22 protein-coding genes and 2 pseudogenes are annotated in these 24,611 nt (G+C 49.0%); 6 read left to right on the top strand and 18 right to left on the bottom strand.

Going from position 1 to position 24,611, the window contains the following annotated elements; translation table 11 throughout:
- Positions 1-117: 117 nt before the first annotated feature.
- From ACO0LI_RS22255 to ACO0LI_RS22230, 6 genes are all read right to left on the bottom strand, one after another.
- On the bottom strand, positions 118-369 hold the full coding sequence (locus ACO0LI_RS22255) for a hypothetical protein (protein WP_423035323.1): 252 nt from the start codon (positions 367-369) through the stop codon (positions 118-120).
- A gap of 736 nt (positions 370-1,105) precedes the next feature.
- Positions 1,106-1,465, bottom strand: a complete 360-nt coding sequence (locus ACO0LI_RS22250) for a hypothetical protein (protein WP_422950630.1) — start codon at positions 1,463-1,465, stop codon at positions 1,106-1,108.
- Positions 1,466-1,644: 179 nt separating this feature from the next.
- Positions 1,645-2,028, bottom strand: a complete 384-nt coding sequence (locus ACO0LI_RS22245) for a hypothetical protein (protein WP_423035321.1) — start codon at positions 2,026-2,028, stop codon at positions 1,645-1,647.
- Entirely contained in the window at positions 2,018-2,575 is a 558-nt protein-coding gene (locus ACO0LI_RS22240; RefSeq protein WP_423035319.1) for a GTP-binding protein, read from the bottom strand. Before ACO0LI_RS22240 ends, ACO0LI_RS22245 begins: the two co-directional genes overlap by 11 nt.
- Before the next feature lie 2 nt (positions 2,576-2,577).
- Positions 2,578-3,237: a hypothetical protein gene (locus tag ACO0LI_RS22235; protein ID WP_423035317.1), complete on the bottom strand. Its 660-nt coding sequence runs from the start codon at positions 3,235-3,237 to the stop codon at positions 2,578-2,580.
- Positions 3,238-3,975: 738 nt separating this feature from the next.
- On the bottom strand, positions 3,976-4,485 hold the full coding sequence (locus tag ACO0LI_RS22230) for a hypothetical protein (protein WP_423035315.1): 510 nt from the start codon (positions 4,483-4,485) through the stop codon (positions 3,976-3,978).
- Between the two features lie 102 nt (positions 4,486-4,587).
- Here ACO0LI_RS22230 and ACO0LI_RS22225 point away from each other — a divergent pair, with 102 nt between their 5' ends.
- The 4 genes and pseudogenes from ACO0LI_RS22225 to ACO0LI_RS22210 form a co-directional block, all read left to right on the top strand.
- Positions 4,588-5,916: a TolC family protein gene (locus ACO0LI_RS22225; RefSeq protein ID WP_423035313.1), complete on the top strand. Its 1,329-nt coding sequence runs from the start codon at positions 4,588-4,590 to the stop codon at positions 5,914-5,916.
- Positions 5,913-7,418 (top strand): efflux RND transporter periplasmic adaptor subunit, encoded by a 1,506-nt coding sequence (locus ACO0LI_RS22220; protein WP_423035311.1) that lies wholly within the window; start codon positions 5,913-5,915, stop codon positions 7,416-7,418. Before ACO0LI_RS22225 ends, ACO0LI_RS22220 begins: the two co-directional genes overlap by 4 nt.
- On the top strand, positions 7,415-10,585 hold the full coding sequence (locus ACO0LI_RS22215; protein ID WP_423035310.1) for an efflux RND transporter permease subunit: 3,171 nt from the start codon (positions 7,415-7,417) through the stop codon (positions 10,583-10,585). The genes ACO0LI_RS22220 and ACO0LI_RS22215 overlap by 4 nt, the downstream gene beginning before the upstream one ends.
- 353 nt (positions 10,586-10,938) lie before the next feature.
- A pseudogene (locus tag ACO0LI_RS22210) lies at positions 10,939-11,238 on the top strand (Arm DNA-binding domain-containing protein); the annotation flags it as partial.
- A gap of 31 nt (positions 11,239-11,269) precedes the next feature.
- Here ACO0LI_RS22210 and ACO0LI_RS22205 read toward each other — a convergent pair.
- A pseudogene (locus ACO0LI_RS22205) lies at positions 11,270-11,608 on the bottom strand (helix-turn-helix domain-containing protein); the annotation flags it as partial.
- 78 nt (positions 11,609-11,686) lie between these two features.
- On the opposite strand from ACO0LI_RS22205, the gene ACO0LI_RS22200 reads away from it, so the two are divergent.
- On the top strand, positions 11,687-11,905 hold the full coding sequence (locus tag ACO0LI_RS22200; protein WP_422950622.1) for a group I truncated hemoglobin: 219 nt from the start codon (positions 11,687-11,689) through the stop codon (positions 11,903-11,905).
- 229 nt (positions 11,906-12,134) lie between these two features.
- Here ACO0LI_RS22200 and ACO0LI_RS22195 read toward each other — a convergent pair whose 3' ends face one another.
- The 3 genes from ACO0LI_RS22195 to ACO0LI_RS22185 all read right to left on the bottom strand — a co-directional run bounded on the left by ACO0LI_RS22195 (position 12,135) and on the right by ACO0LI_RS22185 (position 16,507).
- On the bottom strand, positions 12,135-13,262 hold the full coding sequence (locus ACO0LI_RS22195) for a sensor histidine kinase (RefSeq protein WP_423035309.1): 1,128 nt from the start codon (positions 13,260-13,262) through the stop codon (positions 12,135-12,137).
- A 214-nt stretch (positions 13,263-13,476) separates the two neighbouring features.
- Complete coding sequence (locus tag ACO0LI_RS22190) at positions 13,477-14,988, bottom strand: hybrid sensor histidine kinase/response regulator (protein ID WP_423035308.1); 1,512 nt, start codon at positions 14,986-14,988, stop codon at positions 13,477-13,479.
- Between the two features lie 43 nt (positions 14,989-15,031).
- Positions 15,032-16,507, bottom strand: a complete 1,476-nt coding sequence (locus ACO0LI_RS22185) for an ATPase domain-containing protein (RefSeq protein WP_423035307.1) — start codon at positions 16,505-16,507, stop codon at positions 15,032-15,034.
- A 668-nt stretch (positions 16,508-17,175) separates the two neighbouring features.
- Here ACO0LI_RS22185 and trhA point away from each other — a divergent pair.
- The gene (gene trhA / locus ACO0LI_RS22180) at positions 17,176-17,793 is read left to right on the top strand and encodes a PAQR family membrane homeostasis protein TrhA (RefSeq protein WP_423035306.1); all 618 of its coding nucleotides are present in this window, start codon (positions 17,176-17,178) and stop codon (positions 17,791-17,793) included.
- 51 nt (positions 17,794-17,844) lie between these two features.
- Here the strand turns inward: trhA and ACO0LI_RS22175 are convergent, their stop codons facing one another.
- The 8 genes from ACO0LI_RS22175 to purD all read right to left on the bottom strand — a co-directional run bounded on the left by ACO0LI_RS22175 (position 17,845) and on the right by purD (position 24,611).
- On the bottom strand, positions 17,845-18,186 hold the full coding sequence (locus ACO0LI_RS22175) for a hypothetical protein (RefSeq protein ID WP_423035305.1): 342 nt from the start codon (positions 18,184-18,186) through the stop codon (positions 17,845-17,847).
- Between the two features lie 28 nt (positions 18,187-18,214).
- A complete protein-coding gene (gene rng / locus ACO0LI_RS22170) occupies positions 18,215-19,687 on the bottom strand; it encodes a ribonuclease G (RefSeq protein ID WP_422950617.1) in 1,473 nt (490 codons plus the stop codon).
- A 21-nt stretch (positions 19,688-19,708) separates the two neighbouring features.
- Complete coding sequence (locus ACO0LI_RS22165) at positions 19,709-20,326, bottom strand: Maf family protein (protein WP_423035304.1); 618 nt, start codon at positions 20,324-20,326, stop codon at positions 19,709-19,711.
- Positions 20,327-20,346: 20 nt separating this feature from the next.
- Positions 20,347-20,817 (bottom strand): 23S rRNA (pseudouridine(1915)-N(3))-methyltransferase RlmH, encoded by a 471-nt coding sequence (rlmH, locus tag ACO0LI_RS22160; protein WP_305259304.1) that lies wholly within the window; start codon positions 20,815-20,817, stop codon positions 20,347-20,349.
- A gap of 97 nt (positions 20,818-20,914) precedes the next feature.
- On the bottom strand, positions 20,915-21,658 hold the full coding sequence (gene rsfS, locus ACO0LI_RS22155) for a ribosome silencing factor (protein WP_423035303.1): 744 nt from the start codon (positions 21,656-21,658) through the stop codon (positions 20,915-20,917).
- A gap of 5 nt (positions 21,659-21,663) precedes the next feature.
- Entirely contained in the window at positions 21,664-22,338 is a 675-nt protein-coding gene (nadD, locus tag ACO0LI_RS22150) for a nicotinate (nicotinamide) nucleotide adenylyltransferase (protein WP_423035301.1), read from the bottom strand.
- Entirely contained in the window at positions 22,329-23,228 is a 900-nt protein-coding gene (gene hemF, locus ACO0LI_RS22145; protein WP_423035300.1) for an oxygen-dependent coproporphyrinogen oxidase, read from the bottom strand. The genes nadD and hemF overlap by 10 nt, the downstream gene beginning before the upstream one ends.
- Before the next feature lie 108 nt (positions 23,229-23,336).
- Entirely contained in the window at positions 23,337-24,611 is a 1,275-nt protein-coding gene (gene purD / locus ACO0LI_RS22140; RefSeq protein WP_423035298.1) for a phosphoribosylamine--glycine ligase, read from the bottom strand.

Below are 24,611 nucleotides of genomic sequence, written 5' to 3'. Positions count from 1 at the left end.
CTTTGATACTCTTTCATCTTGAAACTCCTTCTTTTGGTAGAGATAGAAGTTTCAAACCGACCGCCGTATAGGTCAAACCTTGAGGAGTCCCCCGGCAGAGCCGGGGGATTACCTTATTTATTTATAGTCTTTGCGCCAGGGTCGCGCCTGAAGCACGAAATAGAGTAACAGTTCCCCATCTGGCGACAGGTCACAGCGTTGAGGGTATAAACGGCCACGCATCCATGCGCCAGATTGAAAGACGTCATTGCGGGTATCCCAGCGAATGACGTGAAACCAGTTGCTTGGTCCTCGCGCGAAGATTGCTGCTACATGTGCTTCCTTGGCAAAAATGACGAATAGTCTTGGGCTGGGTGCTGGTGTACTCATGGATATTTTATGGATAGACTGCCTGGCTTATTTAAACAAGCAACAAGCGAAATTTCGCGCATTGCTTAGGAGCCTCTCCGCGCTTAGATAGGGGCAAGTTTCGCATGAAGAGCTTCACTCATCTTATTCTGAATATTTTCTATTGTGTAAAACACCAAAATCAGATCGTACTATTTTTTGATCTATTTACGTCTTTTGTCGCACATCTGAAATTGTAAGCATTTGATTTTAAAAAATGAAATTTTTAATAATTGTCCCACTATGCTGGATAATCTGCATCTATTGTGACCCCGCACAGCGGCAAACAAGCACTGTCATCGATAAATATGCAATGCGGCTTTCAAGTTGACTTAAGACCGAAGCTGGAAAAAAGCGTAAACGACGACGTAGCTCAAAACAGTTTCACGAGGATTTGAAAGAGTTGAGATTTGAAAGGGGGTATGACAGGTGGCAGCCTTCGCCAGGAAGTAGAAGGTGGATCAAACTGATTGGCGGGTCAATTCAGCATACAAACGAATAACATGTATCCGCATTGACGCTTCCTTAGCTACTTTTACATGGCAGGGTAGTTTGGGAAGGCATGACTGACTCCAGAAAAGAGTCAGCCATTGAAGCCTCAGGAAAATTGCATGGAAGATGCATTATTCGCTTGAGGCAATGCAAATGGCATGGAACCCGGCGACAGCTTCCGACCTGTGCAGTTGCTGAGCAAAGATCACGCCATTTGCCAGAGAAATTACATTTCCAGCCCAGCTTCAATATCGGATACTTTGCGGCGTGCAAGTGCCAGGTTGGATTTGGATTTATCAAGCACGACATACAAAAACAAGCCTTCGTGTTTGGCCAAAGGACGCAGGATATGGTATTGCTTGCCCAGGGTAATGAGGATGTCTTCAATCACATCATCGATTGCCAGGGATTGCATGGTTTTCAGTTTTGCACGAACTACTTCGGTATTACCAGCTGCTGCAATTTCCAGATCCAGCCCGCTTCCTGCTTGTCCCAAGATCATGCCACTGCCTGAATCTACCAACGCTGCACATTGCGCACCATCCAGGCTCAGTAAACTTTGTACTGATTGATTAATACTAGCCATTCAAAACTCCAAAATGAGGACGTCAATGAAAAAACAAACGACGTGACGCCTAAACGACATTTGTTTGAAATAATCTATGCACGATAATGTGCGGGCTTCTTTAATTCAGGGAATGGTCAGTTTCTCTAGCGGCCTGTTTCCTGCCTGTCGAAGGCTTTTGTTCCAGGATTTTGTAGTCCTTAAGCATTCTGCAAATTACGCGCTGCCTGCTTCGCAAAATATAATATTTGCCCCACTATCGCATCCCGCCCTGCGACCACACTCATGATCAGCGAACCTTGTTCTCTCTGTATCTGGAATATCAGTAACAATCCAAATTTGGCTTCTATGATCAGGTTTTCACATGCGCCAAGATTGCTTTCTTCACCAGCCAATGCACCGAGAGATGCCAGCGAACTCGACATCGCAGACAAGCGGGTAACCAGTGCATTACTTTCAACGCGCGAGGCGACTTCAAAGCCATCTTCCGTAGAAATCACAACAGCCTTTATTCCTTTTACTTGCGAATGGACAAAATCAACTGCTTTTTTTGCGCTCTCTGTCAAACTTTGATCAATCTGCATAACTATCCATATCTCTAACCATATCTTGCTTCGCTTCTAGCTGAAGCATCAGTAACTCTAACAATTCAGCAACATGCCTGGCTTCACGAACATCTGCTTCCAAAACCGGGCACAAGATGCCACGTTGATTAAGGTGTTCAGAAAAATATTCAATATTTGGTTCAGGATGTGTATCCATGTGACTGATGGCGACTACGCAACTTGTCGTATCAATCAAACTCTTAAAGCCGTCCAGATAAACGTTCAAATCAGCCACAGGATCAGGCTTGCGGTTATCAATTAAAATGACCAGACCCAATGCACCACGCGATAATATCTCCCACATAAAATCGAAGCGTTGCTGGCCGGGCGTGCCGTACAGTCTTAATTTGTCTCCATTACTCAGAGACATTTCTCCATAGTCCAGCCCAACCGTCGTGGTCAATTTATCAATGTCCACGTCATTATTTTTGACATCTGTATTCAGTGTCGTTACTTCACTCACTGCAGTGATGGCGGTTGTTTTTCCTGCGCCGGCAGGGCCGGTAAACAATACTTTGTATTCCATGATCAATCTGTTCCCATGATACGAGAAAGCTTGCTACGTATCCGCGACAGGACGCCAGGTTGAATATATGCAGGCACAGGCGGTTGATTTGGATTTTCCAGTTTTATTTCCATGGATTCTTTTGATAACAGTCCTGACGAGTGCAGGTCCGATATAAAGGACTTGCATATTTCGATATCCAGACCAGACTTTTTATTCAGCGTTTCTACCGAAATCGCTTGCTTCGTCATGACTGTTGCCAGGCGAATGCGGTCACGGGTATTGACCAGGTTCGCTGGTGGCCATCGCTTCAGGCGATAGTGTTGCGCAAGATCAGAAGCCGGTAATTGTGTCGCTATGGGCGTAGTCGAATTTCCACCGATTGCCATACCTATGCGATTTAAAGCAGTCGCAATTTCAATGGAATTCAAAGGCAGGGACAAGTATTTTTCGTCTCCTGTATTTGATGCAGAGAGGGTCAGTGCATGCAATACACCAGTATCTTTTTGTGAATTGGACGGGGTCGCTCCGTCACCATAAATGATGAGATCAGGTGACGTTTCACGGTACAACCATTGATACTGCAAGTTGAAGTTCAGTACACGAACATACGACTTGAAAAGCTCAGCGTCCCTGAAAGCAACACCATGTAAGCTGAAATAAAATTTTTTTCGATTAGGCATGAGATTGGTTTATTGCGGACCTTTTAACAGCAAAATACATATCGCTGTTGAAGACATTTTTGATGCAATTGATTGAGCTGCATGCGTCATACGAAGGACCAGTAAATATTTCTTGACCAGCATACTATCACCGTAAACCATAAAAGCTGTTGTTTAGCAAATTACTAAACAAATCCCTTTTTTTGAAGAGCTGTTTAGCACTAATCAGAGTCGTGCATTTTTATTTTGCGGCTGCAATTTTTAATAAAGTCGATGATTCTATGTATTTATTTTTGCGATGAATCTGATTGCCGGAACTTTACACAATATTTTCATGTCACACTGCAACCAATTGTCAAAATATTCAATTGGAGAAAATGAAGTAACCATCTTTGTCAGTTACGTCAATTCATAATGGATGGAGGATAATTTGCGGTCTATAAATTCTTCGTTCGCTAGCTCAATTGACGCCGTCAGTTTGTTCCACTTTCGCTTCCTGGCGCAGGTTGTAGACCGGTTCATAGAATCTTTTAAATCCCGGTTACTTCAAAGCGAAGATGGCTGGAGACAGTGTTGCAAGCAGTGTTCAGTTGTGTGGCGATCTCTGGTATTGAAATCTGTCACGAATCTATCAGCGTTGAATAATACCTGTTAATGTTACTTCAGCCACTCGTGGCTCCTGCTTATCAAAATAAGCAGAATGGTATGATAGAAGCGGGTCGCTATAGATGTAATGGTCGTCACTTAAGGACGTTACAATTAAACCGCATTGCTGGCAATGCAGAAATTTTTCGTTTTGCTTGTAATTTCAAAGCCAGAGTCGCGACTATAGTCAATAAGCTGTAAAAAGTCAGTGAACAAGAAAGCAATTGCACGTTTTATGAGAATTTCCCACACCTCCCGGATGCTTGCCGTATTTGCCATGCTATGTAGCCTGCTATTCATGCAGTTTGCAGTAGCGGCATACGCCTGTCCGGGAATGAAGCTTGGGACTGGCAGTAATTCAGACGTGACATCGTTAATCACCGGTTCCTGGTCCATGCCAGACTGCGCAGGCATGGACCAGGAGCAAGCAGCACTTTGCCAGACCCATGCGCAGGACCCGTTAAGCAAACAGTCGTTGGATAAGCCGCAATCGCCTGACGTACAGCCTTTTATAAGTACTGGCTTAATACTCATCGTGGAAACCGCAGATGTAGTGGCTGTCCTATCTTCCACGCACCATCTTTCAGCATATTTCTTAAGAAGCGCCGCACCACCGATTGTCATACGTAATTGCTGTTTCCGCATTTAACTCCATAAGCGCCTGATCCATCCGTCGCCACGTCTTGCTGTGGCGTGCGTTGTTATTGATTGTCGCCTGGAGCTTCCATGTTATCTATTTTTGCTGCGCCATATGCTGCGCGGACTAATGCCATTCGCATTGCAATTGCCACTGGTTTGTTCACTTTATTCTCATGCCCCGCTTTTGCCGCGGATATTCCACTCACCTTGGGGCAAGCCCAACAACTGGCAGTAGCACACTCGCTCCAGTTGATTGCCCAAGAACTGGCGGCTACTGCTTCCCGCGAAATGGCTGTCGCTGCTGGTCAATTACCTGATCCGGTTTTGAAAGCCGGTATTGATAACCTGCCAGTCAGTGGTCCCGACCGTGGCAGTCTGAACAGTGATTTCATGACCATGCGCCGCATCGGCATAATGCAAGAGCTGACCGGTAGTGACAAGCGCCAGTTGCGCGCTGCCCGCTATGACCGTGCCGTGAACAAGTCCATGGCAGAGAAATCCAGCACGATTGCAGCCATCCAGCGTGACACTGCTATTGCCTGGCTAGACCGGTACTATGCAGAACGCATGGCCGCCATTGCCGCTGAACAGGCGAATCAGGCCAAACTCGAAATCGAGGCAGCAGAGAGCAGCTACCGCGCCGGGCGGGGTAGTCAGGCAGATATCTTCGCGGCCAGAAGCGCGCTGAGCATGGTGGATGACCGCTACAGTGATATCCAGCGCAAGGTACGTACTGCCAGAATAATGCTGGATCGCTGGACAGGTCTTGCTACTGAACTTCCATTGGCGGGAGAACCAAGTATAGGCAGCATCCGTCTGGATTTAACAGCGCTGGACAAATCGCTGACCCACCATCCCCAGATCGCAGTATTGACCAGGCAAACGGAAATCGCTGAAGCAGACGCAAAACTCGCAGAAGCCAATAAAAAGCCAGACTGGACGGTCGAAGTCGCATTCCAGCAGCGTGGCCCGGCATATTCCAATATGGTGTCGGTCGATATCTCTCTGCCTTTCCAGTGGGACCAAAAGAATCGTCAGGATCGTGAACTGTCATCGAAGCTGGCGATGGTCGAGCAGGCAAAAGCCGAGCGCGATGAAACACTCCGCGCCCACGTCGCTGAAACCAGGGCAATGATAGAAGAGTGGCAAAGTGGCCTGGAACGCAGCTCCCGCTATGAACGTGAATTGATACCACTAGCCAAAGAACGTACTCAAGCCACTCTGGGTGCCTATCGCGGTGGCAAATCCAGTCTGCCCGACCTATTGGCTACACGCCGGAATGAGATTGATGTAAGGCTACAGGCCTTGCAATTGCAAGCTGACACCGCCCGTCTCTGGGCACAACTCAATTTCCTGTTTCCTGCTGATGGGCAAGGTAATCATTCACACGAATCCACGAACAAGGATGCGCTATGAACAATAAAAAAATCATTATTACCCTTGTTGCCGCTGGTGTACTGGCTGGCAGTGGATATGGCCTTTATCGTCTAGGTATTAGTCAAGGAATGAAGGAATCAGGTGCGATGCAAGCAGATGCCTCAGTATCGGGCCCAGCCCCAAGCGACAAGAAGGTACTGTATTGGCATGACCCCATGGTTCCCGGTCAGAAATTTGATAAACCTGGCAAATCGCCTTTCATGGACATGCAATTGGTACCAGTTTACGCCGATGGCGCAGATGAAGGTAGTGTCAAGATCAGTCCACGCGTGCAACAAAACCTCGGCATTCGGGTCGCTGAAGTCACCAGAGCAAAGCTTGCATCGTCCATAGCGGCAGTTGGCACCGTGACCTATAACGAGCGCGATGTTGCTCTGGTACAGGCGCGTAGTAACGGCTTTGTAGAAAAACTCTATGTGCGCGTCGCCCTGGACACCGTAAAGAAAGGCCAGGCACTGGCCGAGCTGTATGTGCCAGACTGGGTTGCCGCTCAGGAGGAATACCTTACAGCACGGCGCATGGAAAGCACAGGCATGGCAGGTTTGCAGGAGGCTGCCAAACAACGCATGCGTCTCGCCGGGATGACGGACGATCACATCCGTTCAGTTGTCGCCAGTGGAAAGCTGCATCCACGCATCACAGTAACTGCACCGGTCAGTGGTGTCGTGTCAGAACTGTCCATACGTGAAGGTATGACGGTCATGGCAGGAGCGCCATTATTTCGTATCAATGGAGTTGCAACAATATGGGTGATTGCCGATATCCCGGAAAACCTGTCTGCCCAGGTACGTCCAGGCAATGTGGTCGAAGCTCGCACACCATCATTACCCGGCACACTCTTCCAGGGCAAGGTCAACGTTATCCTGCCACAAGTGGATGTGAGCACCCGTACCTTGAAAGCCCGTATTGAGCTGAATAATCCGGCGGGCGTCTTGGTGCCGGGCATGTTTGCCAATCTCAACTTCAGTTCTGGCGTGGATAAGGAGGTTTTGCTGGTACCGAGCGAAGCGGTCATTGTCACCGGAACCCGCAATGTCGTCATGATCGCGCAGGACGACGGCAAGTTCCTGTCTGTGGACGTTGAAACTGGTGCAGAAGCGAATGGCCAGACTGAAATCCGCAAAGGGCTGGAAGCTGGACAAAAGATCGTCGTCTCCGGCCAATTCTTGATTGACTCTGAAGCCAGCCTTAAAGCAACGACTACTCGTATGGGTGAGTCACCAGCTACTGGCAAGCTGGGAGGAACAACGCATCATGGCAGCGGCAAAGTCGAAAAGATAGATAAAAATGAGATCACCTTGTCGCACGATCCTGTTCCATCCTTGCAATGGGGGGCAATGACTATGGGCTTCCAACTACCAGTTGGCGGACTTCCACGCAATGTGGAAGTTGGGGACATGGTGATTTTTGATATACGACCGTCCAAAAATGGGATGTACCAGATTGTCGCCATTTCTCCGACTACAGGAGCAAAGAAATGATCGCAAAACTGATACGCTGGTCTATCATCAACCGCTTCCTGGTCCTGCTGGCGACCCTGATAATGACCGCCTGGGGTATCTGGTCCTTATCGCGTACACCACTGGATGCGATTCCTGACCTGTCGGACGTGCAAGTCATTATCCGTACCAGTTTCCCTGGACAGGCACCACAAATTGTGGAAAACCAGATCACCTATCCATTGACCACGACTATGTTGTCAGTGCCCGGTGCCAGGACAGTGCGTGGCTATTCCTTCTTTGGTGACTCCTTTGTTTATGTCCTCTTTGAAGATGGCACGGACCTGTATTGGGCACGTTCACGCGTACTGGAATACCTGAACCAGGTGCAGTCACGGTTGCCGCCACAAGCGAAAGCATCTCTCGGGCCAGATGCCACCGGTGTCGGCTGGGTATATGAATATGCCCTGGTGGACCGCAGCGGCAAGATGGATTTATCGCAGTTGCGGGCATTTCAGGACTGGTTCCTGAAGTACGAATTGAAGTCGGTACCAAATGTGTCGGAGGTGGCAAGCATAGGCGGCATGGTGCGCCAGTATCAGATTCAGCTCGACCCGGACAAGATGCGTGCCTATAACATCCCGCACGGCAAAATCATAGCGGCAGTACAGCAGGCCAATCAGGAAAATGGTGGCTCGGTCCTGGAGCTGGGTGAAGCCGAGTACATGGTGCGTGCATCTGGCTACCTGAAGTCGCTGGATGATTTCCGTAAAATCCCTTTAATGACCACAGATGCTGGTATATCCGTACGCCTTGGCGACGTGGCCCGTGTTCAGACCGGGCCTGAAATGCGACGTGGTATTGCTGAGTTAAACGGCGAAGGTGAAGTTGCAGGTGGCGTGATTGTCATGCGCTCAGGTAAAAATGCACTGGCAACCATTGATGCCATCAAAACCAAACTGGAAAAACTGAAATCCAGCCTGCCGCCAGGCGTAGAGATCATCCCTGTTTATGACCGGTCCAGCCTGATCAAACGCGCAGTGAGCAATCTTGAACACAAGCTGCTGGAAGAATTCATCGTGGTGGCTGTCGTGTGTGCCATCTTTTTATTCCACATCCGTTCAGCCTTGGTTGCCATTGTGTCACTGCCTTTAGGAATTCTGGCGGCGTATATCGTCATGTATTACCAGGGCGTGAATGCCAATATCATGTCGCTGGGCGGTATTGCCATTGCGATTGGTGCCATGGTCGATGCTGCGGTTGTCATGATAGAAAATGCGCACAAGCATATTGAAGCCTGGAACCACGCACATCCGGGAGATAAACTGACTGGTGAAACCCACTGGCAAGTGATAGGCGATGCAGCCGCCGAAGTTGGGCCCGCTTTGTTCTTTTCCTTATTGATCATCGTTCTGTCCTTTATCCCAGTATTCACTCTGGAGGCGCAGGAAGGACGCTTGTTTGCTCCGCTGGCTTTCACCAAGACCTATGCCATGGCCGCAGCGGCAGGCCTGGCGGTGACTTTGATACCGGTATTGATGGGCTATCTGATACGCGGCAAAATACCTGAAGAACAAAAGAACCCTCTGAACAGGTTCCTGATAGCGATATACCGGCCTTTGCTTGATGTCGTTCTGCGCTTCCCGAAAGTTACTTTGCTGGTCGCTGGCTTGATTGCCTTGGCGACGGTGTTGCCCATGTCACGGCTTGGTGGTGAATTTATGCCACCACTTGATGAAGGTGATTTGCTATATATGCCGTCTGCACTGCCAGGTATAGGCGCAGGCAAGGTCTCTGAGCTATTACAGCAAACTGATCGTCTCATCAAAACCGTTCCTGAAGTGCAAAGCGTGTTTGGCAAGGCTGGCCGGGCTGAGTCGGCAACAGACCCGGCACCACTGGAAATGTTCGAGACCACCATACAGTTCAAACCGCGTGATCAATGGCGTGTCGGTATGACCTCGGATAAATTGGTGGAAGAACTTGACCGTGTCGTCAAAGTCCCAGGTCTATCAAATATCTGGGTACCGCCGATCAGAAACCGTATTGACATGCTTGCCACTGGAATCAAGAGTCCTGTAGGCATCAAGGTCTCTGGGGCCAATCTCAAAGAAATCGACCGTATGACAGCTGACATTGAGCGCGTCATCAAGGATGTACCCGGCGTATCTTCAGCCTTGGCTGAACGCCTGAATGGCGGCCGTTACATTGATGTTGATATCAACCGCGATGCCGCTGCACGCTATGGACTGAACATTGCTGATGTGCAGAGTATCGTCTCCGCCGCGATTGGTGGTGACAACATAGGCGAGACAGTAGAAGGCTTGCAGCGCTTCCCCATCAACGTGCGCTATCCCCGTGAAATACGCGATTCTGTTGAGAAACTGCGCCAGTTGCCTGTACTTACCGAGCGCGGCGCTCAAATCCAACTTGGCGATGTTGCTGAAATCCGCATCGACGACGGCCCACCCATGCTCAAGAGTGAAAATGCGCGTCTGTCAGGCTGGGTGTATGTGGATATCCGTGATCGTGACCTCAGCTCAGTCGTACATGAAATGCAGGAAGTCGTTGCCCGAGAGGTCAAGTTGCCTGCTGCGTATTCGATTACCTGGTCAGGTCAGTTTGAATATCTGGAACGCGCCACAGCAAAACTGAAGATAGTGGTACCAGCGACCTTATTGATTATCTTCGTCTTGCTCTATATGATATTCAAACGCTTGGACGAAGCTACGCTGATCATGGCGACCTTGCCCTTTGCTTTAGCTGGTGGAATTTGGCTATTGTGGGTGCTTGGTCATAATCTGTCGGTCGCCAGTGGTGTCGGGTTTATAGCGCTAGCAGGTGTTTCGGCTGAATTCGGTGTGATCATGCTGCTGTATCTGAAACAGTCGTGGGAAAACCGCGTCAGGGCAGGCAATGATACTCAGGAAGATTTGCTTGATGCCATCCGTGAAGGTGCGGTAATGCGGGTGCGGCCAAAAGCGATGACGGTTGCCGTTATCATCGCCGGGCTGGTGCCGATCATGTTTGGTGCCGGCACAGGATCAGAAGTGATGCAAAGAATTGCTGCACCTATGGTAGGAGGTATGATCACGGCTCCCTTGTTGTCGATGTTTGTAGTACCGGCCGTTTATCTGATACTACGTCGTCCAGGATTGAAAACTGCAAAGAAGATTCAAAAAAAGAGAATAATTATTCCATCTCAATAAATGAGATTTCGCGATGGACCCATAGTTATCCTTGCCCATTAAAACGTAGTGAAAATGACGGATGTCCAGTACCGTCCGTCAATTCAAGTATGTTAATGCCGCTTGCAATAATCTCTATAGCGGAATCCCGGCTGCTTTACATCAAAATAATATCGTATTGTTTTTTTATTGATCTATTGCCGTCTATTGCTGTACATTTTAAATTATAAGTATTTGATTTTAAAAAGAAATTTGTTTATTGTTGTCTATTAATGTATCATTCAATCGCGATAAAAATGTGTAGCTAAGAGTGTAGTCAGCTACAAATTTATATAATCCGACTAGGATGAAACGTGCGTACAAGAACAAAGGAAATGCTTGAATCGCTTCTGTTAAAACATTGGATGCGGGCAGTTGAGAACGGCGAAGCTCTCACGGTCAAAGATCAACAAACAAATGAAATTATACAACTCCCATTGCCGCTCGCCAGATCAGATGGAGATGGCCTAACTTTTACGCTTTCTAAATCAGGAACTGCATCTTGGGTTCTTCGTTATCGACATGCTGGACGTGCCAGGGAGCTTACGATTGGCAATTATCCCGATATTGGGCTATCCAAAGCAAGAAGGCGTGCGCGTGAGCAGCGAGCAGAAATAGATCGAGGTAGCGACCCGGTGTGCGTTTGCTAGCTGAATTGACCCTGTCAGTTTGATCCACCTTCCACTTCCTGGCGAAGGCGGCCACCCGGTCATACGACCCTTCATATCCCAGTTCTTTCAGATCGAGATGAAGCTGCTTTAAGCTTCGTCGCTGCTTACGATTTTTGCCCGCTTCGGTTTTAAGCCAGCTTGAAAGCTGTAATGCATATTTATCGATGGCGCTTGTTGTTTGTCGATCCGCATAGGCTGGCTCTGTGACTTCAGAGCGCAGATAGCGCCGGACAGTGTTGCGAGAGATACCCAGTCGTCTGGCAATCTCGCGTAATTGAATCTGGTCACGAATGTGCCAGCGTCGAATAATACCTAGTAATGCCACGTCAATCACTCCTGCTCCCTACTCATCAAGATAAGTAGGCTTGTGTGCTAAACGTGGGTCAATTTTAGAAGCAATTTATCCAGCAAAGTGGTCAATTTTCAGTGCAAATCAACAGGTGGGCCATGTGTATATCAAGGTCGTGATATGGATAGTGCACACGAAGGGTTGAAAATTAGCTCTTCTGCCTTCTATGCAGTGACCGAGGATCTGCAAATCGCCATGGAGAACTGTCAGATACCATCTTATACGGCAAACAAATTGATCGCTAAGTTGGCATCAATGAAAAGGGTTATTGTAAAAAAATAGTCCTCAAAAAAGACTCATGGAAATGCTGCGCATTATTCGGGGCAACGATACTTTTTCAGACTAAGTGCACCGGTTTTAATTGCGTACTAGAACCGGACTTTTTACACGTCCTTTGGCATGGCGATCGTGCATCCTTTGTTTGCCTCAATTTCAGCCCGGACAGCTTCCAACTCGAACTGGTGGCGGCCGATGAAGATGACTGCCGCGCCTTGGTCTTAATTCATATCCTTCAAGATTGCGGGACAAATGGACGGCAGTCCACAGGAATATCTATAAGAAAAGTTGTCCCCAGTTCTTCAGAGCTATCAACCAGAACACTGCCGCCATGACTTTCCGCGACGGTTTTTACGAAATGTAGTCCAATACCCCAACTGGGAGTGGTAGTAACATTATCTTCACGACGTAAATAATCAAAAATATTGTTGTGCATGTCTTTCGGAATGGGGTTACCCATATTGTGGACGCTCAGCATTAATCTACCGTGGGCCTGGTGAACTCTGGTGCTCACTGTTTTATTGTCACCATATTTGATCGCATTGTTAATCAGGTTTTCCAAAGCTCTGCGTAATGAGTCCTTGCACCAATATCCAATGACCGCTTCATTCGTTTCACATCCAATATTACAATCAAAATTTTGATAATATTGGTCACATACCTCGCTAGCTAATTCACTTAGGTCGAATTGCGAGAGGTCAAGCGTTAAATTGGTGTTGCCTTGTAGCGTAAGCGCATCCACCAATTCACCCATCATGGCACCTAAGCGCTTGGCGTTAGAGGCGATTTTAGAGGAAAATTTCTTAGCTACTTCCATGTCAGTAGTCATACTGATCAGTTGAGCACCATTGGCTATGACTGCCAGAGGTGTGCGCATATCGTGCGAAAGAGCAGCGGCCAATTTACCGCGCAATATCTCGTGACTTGCTGTGAAAGCCCGAATCGCTTCGCGTGTAGCAGTGTTGATAGACTGATCGATAATTGTCCAGTGGTGCTCAGTCAGCTCCACATGTCCTTTCGCAACGATAGCAATTATCTCCCTGAAAATCTGGTATTCGTGAATTACCTGATCGGGACCATACAAGGTCATGCGTGCTCGTTCACCGCCATGAACGGAAGCAGCATTGTTATTGCTGGTCGCATCTTTGCGAGGGTAGTCTGGACTTAAAGCTTCAGCAATATTGTCGTAAAACGCCGGAAGCGTATTGATTAATACCGGCCCAAGCAAGCTGCTGGCACCTGGAACACGCGCTCTGATTTCCTGTTCCCAACGCGCCATTACTGCTTCGCGAATGGAGATAAATTGCAGAGAAATAGGGGATAGTTCACCCGCTGCCGAGCTTTGATCTGTTGCCAATGTCATGCCTCCTCCACAAAAAGCCGAATCAATAACAAAACTGTAAAGCACATTCAGTTGCTATGAGCCGCTCCATGTAGGGAGCCTGATGTAACTCAGGTAAACAGCTATGGCGTAATCACGTATTTTACCACCCCGTGCGAGTAGCACGATCACAGCATATTTACGTATGATTGCGTCACTTCTATGACCTGTTTAGTCGCCTCTATTACGTTGCTAATTAACCCAGCTGGGCTAACAGACGCATTAACGCATCCATGTCAACAGGCTTTACCATATGGTGATCAAAGCCAGCTTCTGATGACCTCTGTCGGTCTATATCTTGACCATATCCTGTGATTGCCACAAGCATCGTGTCTGACATTGTAGGTAATCGACGCAGATTCTTAGCTAACTGCGTACCATCCATATCAGGCAAACCAATGTCCAGCAGGCAGACATCTAAAGACACCGTTTTTGCTACATTGAGGGCTGCGTTGCCACTGTGAACAATTTTTACGCTACACCCAGCAAGTTCCAAATACATGCCCAGCATAGAGGCTGCATCTTCATTGTCATCCACGACAAGCACATTAATATTTCCCGTCGCCGGTTCGCGCTTCACGGCAGATTCGTTATCAATCATCGATACTGGATAAAATCGTGGAAGTGTTATTGTAAATTTACTTCCCAAGCCTAATCCATCACTATTGGCCGTAACGGTGCCGCCGTGAAGTTGAACTAAATTCTGTACTAATGCCAGGCCTATTCCTAACCCGCCTTGCGTCCGGTCCGAGGATCGCTCTGCTTGCGCAAACATATCAAAAATACAATTTATGGTATTTGGCTCAATCCCAATACCGTTATCGCGGATAGTAAAGACAATTGAATCAGCGTCACTGTCCATACTCAGAGTAATCTCTCCGCCCTCCAGAGTGTATTTGGCGGCATTATTCAGCACGTTCGACAAGATCTGAATTAGCCGTTTAGGGTCGCCTTTTATGTAAACAGGGACGGAAGTTGTTTGCAATGTAAGATGGTGACGACGGGCATCAAGCAGTGGCCGCACTTGTTCTATAGCATTCGTGGCGACATGCCTTGCATCAAGTACCTCTTCCTTGAGGGTGACCAAGCCGCGCGACACCCTGGAAACATCCAAAAGATCATCGATCAATCCGGTCATGTGTTTCACTTGGCGAGAAATGACTTCGCTTGTGCGCTTGATTCTTTCTGGAGTTAGATTTGGGAAATTCAGTAAATCGGAGGCGGCACTGATTGGCGCTAAGGGATTGCGCAATTCATGTGCGAGCATAGCCAAAAACTCATCTTTGCGACGATCCACTTCACGCATCGCATATTGGCGCTGCCTCCCACGAAAAGCCGACATTACTGCACTGATGAGCGTCACCCCTTGAAGTGGGCGCTCCAACAAAGTGATATTACCTAGTTGAAAAAAATTGGACGTATTTGGGGATTCTATACCCGTCTTGGTTAAAATTAAAATGGGGATATCTGACCAAGCCGGTTGGCTAGTCAAAAATTGATTTAAAAATTTGAGAAGATATGCACTAAGCGCTTCGTCTGTAATGATCAAAACTGCAGCACCTAGGCGCAATTCTTTTTGTACATCTAGATCGCTTCTACAAATAAATGTTTCCAGCTTGGCGCGCTGGAGCAGTTGATCTATTAGCCGTGCGTCTTTTCCAATTGGTGCAAAAATTAAAATTCTGCTTTCCACGGCGGCCTTTTCCATTGCAAAAATTAAAGTTTATACAAAAATAGACTGCTTCAGGAAATCACCCTTCATCCTCATTTAAAAAAGTAGGTACACCAGTAAGTATTCCTTGGAAGTTATCAAGGACTGACCCTACTTCGATACCAGTTTTTGTTATATTAAATCGACGTAACGTAGTTTCATGTGCGCTACCTCGCTTTTTGAACACAGAGATTGCTTTTTCCACAGATCCTCGCGCCTCGAAATATCGCAAAATTAAGACATTGTCTGCCATATAGCTGACATCAATTCCGGTTGTCATCGCGCCGACAATGCCTTGCTGCACCCCGATCAGAAAAGTTGCTACACCACGTTGGCCAAGATATCTGAGTACCTCGTGCAAATGGGTGGTTAAAAAACCTGCCTCAGGCATTGCATTGAGATAGCCATTAAGACTGTCAATAACAATAATCTTTGCCCCGCTATCGGCAGCATTGCACACCGCGTGGGTAAACTCGCCGGGGCTCATTTCGGCTGGATCAATTTGATGGACTTCCAATAACCCTGCTTCGTATGAAGGACGCAGATCCATGCCTATACCGATACATCGGTTTAGCAGTGTATTGAACGATTCCTCGAACAAAAATATTGAGGCTTTCTGGCCAGCATCAGTAATGGCCTTTACGAACTGTATAGCTAAAGTGGATTTCCCCGTCCCAGGAGGACCAGAGATTAACGTACTCGACCCTTCTTCGATACCACCACCTAAGAGAGAATCGAACTGAGAAATTCCACTAGGAAATTGTACACGGCGCGCTAGCTCACGACTTTCAGCAGCGACGATCCGGGGATAAACAACGATGCCTCCGGTGACGATCGTATAGTCGTGTGGACCACGCCTGAATGCCACGCCACGATACTTCAATATTCGAACGATACGTCGCTCTGCGCCATACTCAGAGTCTGTCTGCTGTAACGTAATCACACCATGAGCGATACTGCGGACTTGTTGATCGCCGCGGACAGCTGTTTTATCGTCTAAGAGAAGAGCAGTACAAGCGCGCTTAGCAAAATATTGCTTGAGTGCCAGAACATGGCGACGGTAACGCAGCGCGCTCCCTGACAGTAGTTGTAACTCTGATAGCGAATCCAGCACGACGCGATCGGGGTGCAACTTCTCGATCATCTTAAGAATTAGCACATTTGTCTCACCCAACTCCACTTCGGAAGGGTGGAGAACCGTGTATTGCTCACTTGGATCAAGGAGGCTCTCTTCAGGAATTACTTCATGGACATGCACACCTTCCATTGACAGACCATGCGCATCTGCTACCGCTCGCAGTTCTATCTCATTTTCTGCCAAAGTGATATACAAAACCGTCTCACCGCGCTTCGCCCCTTCAATAAGAAATTGAAGGGCTATCGTGGTCTTGCCTGAACCTGGATCACCTTCAAGCAAATATAAACGTTCTTTGGTCAACCCTCCGCCAAGAACATTGTCTAACCCCGGAATTCCGATTGATACAAAAGCATTGGTCAGAGAATTTTGTGCCGTCATATCAACCCTTGTTTATGCGCCTAGTACAACATGCCTCGCCTCACGCGTGTTGCATGGGCTAAAGGAGAATTTACCATTATACAAGCAAGATATTCTATATCGCATAAACGCATCTACCACTGAGTATCCGATCTAATACTTAGGTCCGGCGCTTGAAGGTGAGTTGGGCAATTTCACAATCGCGCAAACGAAGGAATGTCGTAAGCCTGCGTAAGATATGGAAATGACTCATAGGTTACAGATATCTTTTCATGGCATATAAAGGTGATGCTTGGTTCTCACCGATTTGCCAGGCCGTTGCGGCAGTAAATGATTAACCACAGTACGGAGTTCGACTGACAGTATTCAATTGCATAGCCGCAGGCACATCAGTGCATGCAAGCGTTGTTTTATTCCGCGGACCGTTTTAGCTTTATAAAACCAGATGAGACACAAAATATCTGCGATATGCCTTGGAAAAATTTTATCGAGCACAACCTACCGATAGAAGTAGGCGCGTAGTTAGTGAAAGTATTGATCCATGGCGGCACTTCGATCGGAAAGAACTGGAATTTGACAGGTTGTGTAATCAGATAGGGGCATTCGTCAGACCGTACACAACGCACCCATGCAAAATGCAATATATGGGCCACAACTTTCAATAGTGAGAAATTTGTAGAGGAATAGGCATGTATTATGGAGAGCGCTTCAACAGCATTACCCACGCAGTGGGTGCTGTGCTTGCGGCAGTAGGCGGCGTAGCGCTGATTACGATCGCGGTTCGCGGTGGTGACTATTGGAAGATTGTTAGTTTTAGCATTTACGCTGCCACGTTATTTGCCCTGTATTTTACATCTGCGCTGTATCACAGCTCCCAAGGGCCAGCCAAAGATGTATTGCGTCGGCTCGACCATTGCGCGATCTACTTGCTAATTGCTGGTACCTATACGCCGTTCACACTGGTCAGCCTCAAGGGGACTTGGGGTTGGTCGCTGTTCGGCGTGGTGTGGGGGCTTGCCGTTGCTGGTGTCCTGCAAGAATTGTGGTATGCCAAAGGAGCACGGCTAATCTCGTTGCTAATTTATGTTGTGATGGGCTGGGTTGGTGTTATCGCTGCGAAGCCGCTCATCAATGCGCTCACGACGGACGGCTTCTGGTGGCTGGCAGCAGGGGGTGCACTCTACACGGGCGGTATCGCGTTTTATGCCACAGATCACAAATGGCGTCACGGACATGGAATTTGGCACTTGTTCGTACTTGGCGGAAGCATTTGCCATTTTGGCGCGGTATTGCTGTACGTGGCGTAATAGAGCGTCAAGCACACCCATTTGACTACTATTGCATTGCCATTTGCTGATTTAGTATCGAGATTCGCCTTTCCCAAACAGCTTAATTGCAAAGATGGATGCGTTACATAATTGAGGCCAAGAGCCGCAAGTGCCTGCGAATAACCATGCCCAGTTGTCCGGCCCCATCTTTTTTTCCTCTTCGCTCAAAGCAAATGGCATCTCTTCTGAAAGTAATGCGAGAGTTAGTGCATTGCGATAGTTTAGGTAGTCTTTGTCGCTTAAGCGATCTGCATTGCTCATGGAATGGTATTTATTTTTACAAACAAATTCATTTTGATGGGCGGTCGATATCTCAAAATAATGTGTAGCTAACTTTGTAGTTAATTTAGTATATTTTTGAAATAACGCCATAACCACATGATTTTAAAGAATAAAAATATCACATCAAAATAATATCGTACTGCTCCTGATGAAACACACTTTCGACTTGCAGTGAAATCGGCTTGCCAATGAAGTCGCCAAGCATGGCCAGATGCTGGGATTCTTCTTCGAGGAACATATCGACCACGACTTGTGAAGCCATGATGCGGAATTCTCTGGGGTTGAATTGTTTGGCTTCGCGCAGCAGTTCGCGCAGGATTTCGTAGCAGATGGTGCGGGCGGTTTTGACCTGGCCTTTGCCGCTGCAGGCTGGGCAAGGTTCGCATAGCACGTGAGCCAGTGATTCGCGGGTGCGCTTGCGGGTGACTTCTACCAGCCCCAGGGCTGAGAAGCCAGAGACAGATAGCTTGGTGCGGTCGCGTGACAAAGCCTTGTTGAGTTCTGACAGTACGGCAGTCTTGTGCTCTTCATTCTCCATGTCGATGATGTCAAGAATGATGATGCCACCGAGGTTGCGCAGGCGTAGCTGGCGGGCGATGGCGTGGGCAGCTTCCAGGTTGGTCTTGAAGATGGTGTCATCGAAATTGCGGCCAGCAACGAAGCTGCCGGTGTTGACGTCGATGGTGGTCATGGCCTCGGTCTGATCGACGATAAGGTAACCACCAGACTTCAGATCGACACGGCGGCCCAAAGCTCTTTCAATTTCTTCTTCCACGCCATGCAAATCAAACAGGGGGCGTTCGCCTATATAGTGTTGCAGCTTGCCTAGTACAGACGGCATGTAATGCGTGGCAAACTCTTGTAGCATGATGTAATTTTCACGCGAGTCGACTTGTATGCTGTCAGTCTCTTCATTGACGAAGTCGCGCAAGACGCGTTGTGCCAGATTCAGATCCTGATACAGCAGGGTAGTCGGTGGCTGAGTCTTGGCTAACTGCAGTATGGTAGACCAGGTACGGCGCAGGTAATCGACGTCGGCTTTCAAGTCTTCATCGGACGCATCTTCTGCCATGGTGCGGACGATGAAACCACCTTTTTCTTCTGGCTGTTGCAGGTTTTGTACCTTGGTGCGCAGGGCTTCGCGTTCTGCTTCATTTTCTATTTTTTGCGAGATGCCGATATGCGAATCTTGTGGCAGGTAGACCAGCATGCGGCCAGCAATGGAAATCTGTGTGGAGAGGCGCGCGCCCTTGGTGCCTATCGGGTCTTTGACGACTTGGACTGTGACGGACTGGCCATCGAACAGCAATTTTTCTATCGGTGTCAGCGGCGCATTGGTATTGCCATTGGCGTCTTGCGAGCGGGCATCCCAGATATCAGCGACATGCAAAAAGGCGGCGCGTTCCAGGCCTATGTCGATGAAGGCAGACTGCATGCCAGGCAAGACGCGCACGACTTTGCCAAGGTAGATATTGCCAACCAGGCCGCGTGACAATGTACGTTCTATATGGAGTTCTTGTACCGCACCCTGGAACATCAGGGCAACGCGGGTTTCTTGAGGGGTGATATTGATGAGGAGGTTTTCGCTCATAAGCTTCTCTGATACTTCAATTTAGGGAATAAAGATACCTGCCTGACGCAGTAGCTGGCAGGTTTCAAATAAAGGTAATCCCATGATGCCAGAATAACTCCCTTTGATGTGTGAAATAAAACGGGCGGCGGCGCCCTGTATGCCATAGCCACCAGCTTTGTCATAGGGTTCATTGCTATTGCAGTAGGCCAGTATCTGCTGTTCATCCAGCTTAGCAAAGCTGACTTCCGAGCATTGGGTGACGGCGGTACTGCCCAGTGCAGAATGTACGGCAATGCTGGTCAGCACCATATGCGTCTGGCCTGCCAGTATGCTCAGCATTTGTATGGCTTCTTGCTTGTCGGCGGGCTTACCCAGTATTTGCTTGCCGAGTACCACGGTGGTGTCGGCGGCGAGCACGGGGCGTGGCAGCATTTTGCGAAGATGCATGATTTCCCATGCCTTGTCTGCTTTTTCCTGGGTGACACGGCTGACATAGGCTTCTGGTGCTTCGCCGGGCAAGACGATCTCGGTTACATCTGGTCCGCGTGGCGCGGCATCGCGTAGCAGCAAGAGGTCAAACTCTATGCCTGCCTGGTGCAGTAATTCGCGGCGTCTTGGGCTTTTTGATGCCAGGTAGATTTTATTTTCTTTTAGCATGGCGGTCTCCTTGGTATGACTTATACCCGGTGATAAGGGTGGTTCTGGGTAATTGACCAGGCGCGGTATAACTGTTCAGCTAGCAGCACCCGTACCATGCCATGTGGCAGGGTCAGACTGGAAATGCGTATCAGGGTATCGGCTTTAGCCTTGAATTCTGCATCGAGACCATCAGCACCGCCGATGATGAAGACCACATCGCGGCCATCCTGCTGCCATTGCGTGAGGTTTTGTGACAGGGCAACGCTGGTCCAGTCCTTGCCGCGTTCATCCAGGGCGACGATGCGGGCATTCTTGGGTATGACGGCCTCTATCCTGGTGCGCTCCAGTGCCATCACGGTTTCTGCAGTTTTGCTTCCCGAGCGTTCTACCGGTTTGATTTCCTTGAGGATGACGCGGCATTCTGGCGGCATGCGCTTGGCATACTCCTGAAAGCCTGTTTCTATCCAGGAGGGCATTTTGTGGCCGACGGCGGCGATGATCAATTGCATGTTTGTGTCTGCTTGCTGCAAATAGGGTCTTGAAACTGCGTAATGCTTAAACAAATGGCTGCACGAGGCAGCCATTTGGGATAGAGCTTTTACAGAATTATTCCTCTGTTGCTTTCTTACGTGCCGGAGCGCGTTTTGCTGGCGCTGCAGCAGCATTGGCAGTGCGTTTTTCTGCGGCTTGCTTGGCAGAGGCAACAGCAGTTTTAGTCGCAGCTACTTTAACGCGGCCACCGGTTGGTATCTTGGCTGGTTTGGCCGCTGTAGTGCCATCAGCAGCTTTGCGGGTTGCTGGTTTGCGTGCTGGCTTGCCTTCAGCATCACCAGTAGTTTTGGTAACGCGTGGTTTGCGCGCTGGTTTCTTTTCATCGTCCAGAGTGGTCTGGATAGCCATCATGTCATGCGTGACTTCCAGCGGAGCAGCCTTGCCAGCCACTTTGCGGACGCGCTTAGGCTTGTCGCTTTCTTCTTCAGTCTCGACCTTCTTGGCAGAAGTACGCTTTGCCGCGCCGAATTTGACAGGTTTGTCGCCCCACAACTCTTCCAGGCGATAGTAAGCGCGGATGGCTGGTTGCATGATGTGGACGACGATGTCACCCAGATCGACCAGTACCCATTCGCCCGTCGCTTCACCTTCCATGCTGATGATACTGCCGCCATTTTCCTTGACTTTGTCGCGTACGGACGCGGCCAGAGCCTTGGTTTGACGGTTGGATGTACCAGAGGCGATACAAACGCGGTCAAACAGGCTGGTCAGGTGTGTGGTTTCAAACAATTGTATGTCTTGCGCCTTGACGTCTTCCAGAGCGTCAATGACCAGGGTTTGCAGTTTTTTAATATCCATATTTTTTATTGGTAGATAGTTTGTTGTTGTAGGTAGTCTAGCACCTTGTGCGGGACTAGCAATCTTGTTGTCGGGTTATGCTGTTTTAATTCAGTACGTAGTTGGGTCGCAGATACATCTTGCGCCAGATTTCTCTCCAGATAAGTGCCACCGGCTGGCCGTGTGCGCATTTCCAGGGCGCTGATGGCATTTTTCTTCCAGATGTCAGCAATGTCGGGGCTGCTGATATCGAGGCTGAAACCCGGGCGTGATGCAGCACACAAATGCGCTACTTCAAGCAAGGCCTGCCAATTACGCCAGGTGTGCAAATTTTGCAACTGATCTGCACCCATGGCAAATACCAGTGATGCCTCATCGCCAACTTCTCTGCGTAGCTGGTGCAAGGTATCGATGGTGTAATTACTTTTACCCTGTTCTGCACGGATGATTTCTTGCTCATCTATCCTGACAGGGCAGAGTTGCCAGTCTTCAAAAGCCAGCTTCAGCATGGCCAGTCTTTGTGCTGCTGAGGCTTGCAACTCATTCTTTTGCCATTGCTGGCCTACGGGAATGATGCGCAATTCATCCGGCTGCAATGCCGTTGCCAGGCTATGCGCAAGGGCGACATGCCCCAGATGCACAGGGTCAAAGCTGCCACCCAATACCAGGATACAAGGTGCTGCTGCAGTTGTTATACCCATTCCCGGTGTACCAGAAAGTCTGTTGCCAGTGCTGCTTCCGGGCTGCCAGCCTCTGGTTTCCAGTCATAACGCCATTTGACGATGGGGGGCATGGACATCAGTATGGATTCTGTCCTGCCGCCAGACTGCAGCCCAAAATGCGTGCCGCGGTCAAATACCAGGTTGAATTCTACATAACGGCCACGGCGGTAAGCCTGAAAATCACGCTCACGCTCGCCATATTGCTGGTCTTTGCGGCGTTCCAGGATAGGGCGATAGGCCGGAATAAAGGCATCACCTACACTGCGCATCATGGCAAAACTGTTGACAAAATCCTGCTCATTGAAATCATCAAAGAAGATGCCGCCTACGCCACGCGCTTCTTTACGGTGTTTCAGGTAAAAATACTCGTCACACCATTTCTTGAAGCGGGTATGCAAGTCTGCACCAAAAGGCTGGACCGCCATTTTACATGTTTGGTGAAAATGCACTGCATCTTCCGTAAAACCGTAATACGGTGTCAAGTCCATGCCGCCGCCAAACCACCAGACATCTTCCTGCCCTTCGGCGCGGGTAGTGAAAAAGCGTACATTCATGTGCACAGTGGGCGCATACGGGTTGCGTGGATGAAGAACCAGCGAGACACCCATGGCTTCCCACTGACGGCCAGCCAGCTCAGGACGGGCGGCAGCGGCGGATGGTGGCAGGTTTTTGCCCATGACATGGGAAAAATTCACACCGCCACGTTCAAATACCTTGCCTTCTTCTATTACGCGCGAGATACCGCCGCCGCCTTCAGGGCGTTCCCAGCTATCAGTAATAAAAGTATGGCCATCAACTTCTTCAAGAGCCGCGACTATAGCAGCCTGCAAGCCCAGGAAGTAGTTTTTAACCGCAAGTGTATCTGTCATTCTGCTATCTACTCTAAAAAACGCAAGGGGCTGGACTAGTCTTTGGACTATTCTCAACCCGCTTTAAAAGATCGGTGGCGCACATGAAACATGTACGCCTGGCAAGGATTAATGCTTGCGGTTCAGCGCACGCCAGCCTATGTCGCGGCGGTATTGCATACCGTCGAAATGGATTTTTTCCACTACGTCATACGCATGTTTTTGCGCCAGTTTGACGGTGTCACCCAGGCCAACCACGCACAACACACGGCCACCGGTCACGTTCAAAGTCTTTTCATTGAGCGATGTACCAGCATGGAAGGTCACGGTGTCTGCGGTCTCTGCCGGGATGCCGGTGATTTTGTCACCTTTGCGTGGCGCATCAGGGTAACCAGCAGCGGCCATGACGACACCCATGGCTGTGCGCCTGTCCCATTCCAGCTCTACCGTATCAAGCGTGCCGTTCACTGCGTGTTCAACCACGTGCAGCAAATCTGTTTTCAGGCGCGCCATGATGGGCTGGGTTTCAGGGTCGCCCATGCGGCAGTTGAATTCCAGGGTTTTTGGATTGCCCTGGTCATCAATCATCAGACCAGCATACAAAAAGCCGGTAAATACGATACCGTCCTTGGCCATGCCTTGTACCGTTGGCACGATGATCTCGCGCATGACGCGGGCATGCAATTGTGGCGTCACGATAGGGGCTGGGGAGTAGGCACCCATGCCGCCCGTATTCGGGCCTTCGTCATTGTCGAGCAAACGCTTGTGATCCTGGCTGGTTGCCAGTGGCAAAATATTCTTGCCATCAACCATGACGATGAAACTGGCTTCTTCACCTGCCAAAAACTCTTCAATGACGACGCGTGCGCCAGCATCACCGAGCTTATTGTCAGACAACATCATATCGACAGCTACATGCGCTTCTTCAGCGGTCATGGCAACAACCACACCTTTACCAGCCGCCAGGCCGTCGGCCTTGATGACAATAGGTGCGCCCTTGGCATTGATGTATTCATGCGCAGGTGCCAGCTCAGAAAAGGTCTGGTATTCAGCCGTGGGAATAGCATGCCTGTGCATGAAAGCCTTGGCGAAATCCTTGGAGCTTTCCAGCTGTGCAGCTTCTTTGCTCGGGCCAAAAATTTTCAGGCCACGGTCGCGGAAGATATTGACGATACCGGCAGCCAGCGGCACTTCAGGGCCGACTACGGTAATGCCTATATTTTCTTGCTCGGCAAAGTCTGCCAGCGCTGCAGGGTCTGTAATGTTGATGTTTTTCAGACGGCTGTCAGCGCCGGTACCACCATTGCCGGGGGCGACAAAAATAGTTTGTACACGTTCAGATTGCGCCAGTTTCCAGGCGAGGGCATGTTCACGGCCACCAGAGCCGACTACGAGTAATTTCAT

Source organism: Undibacterium sp. Tian12W, from assembly GCF_049339405.1.
Taxonomy (GTDB): Bacteria; Pseudomonadota; Gammaproteobacteria; order Burkholderiales; family Burkholderiaceae_D; genus Undibacterium.
This window is presented reverse-complemented; position numbering and strand designations above follow the sequence as displayed.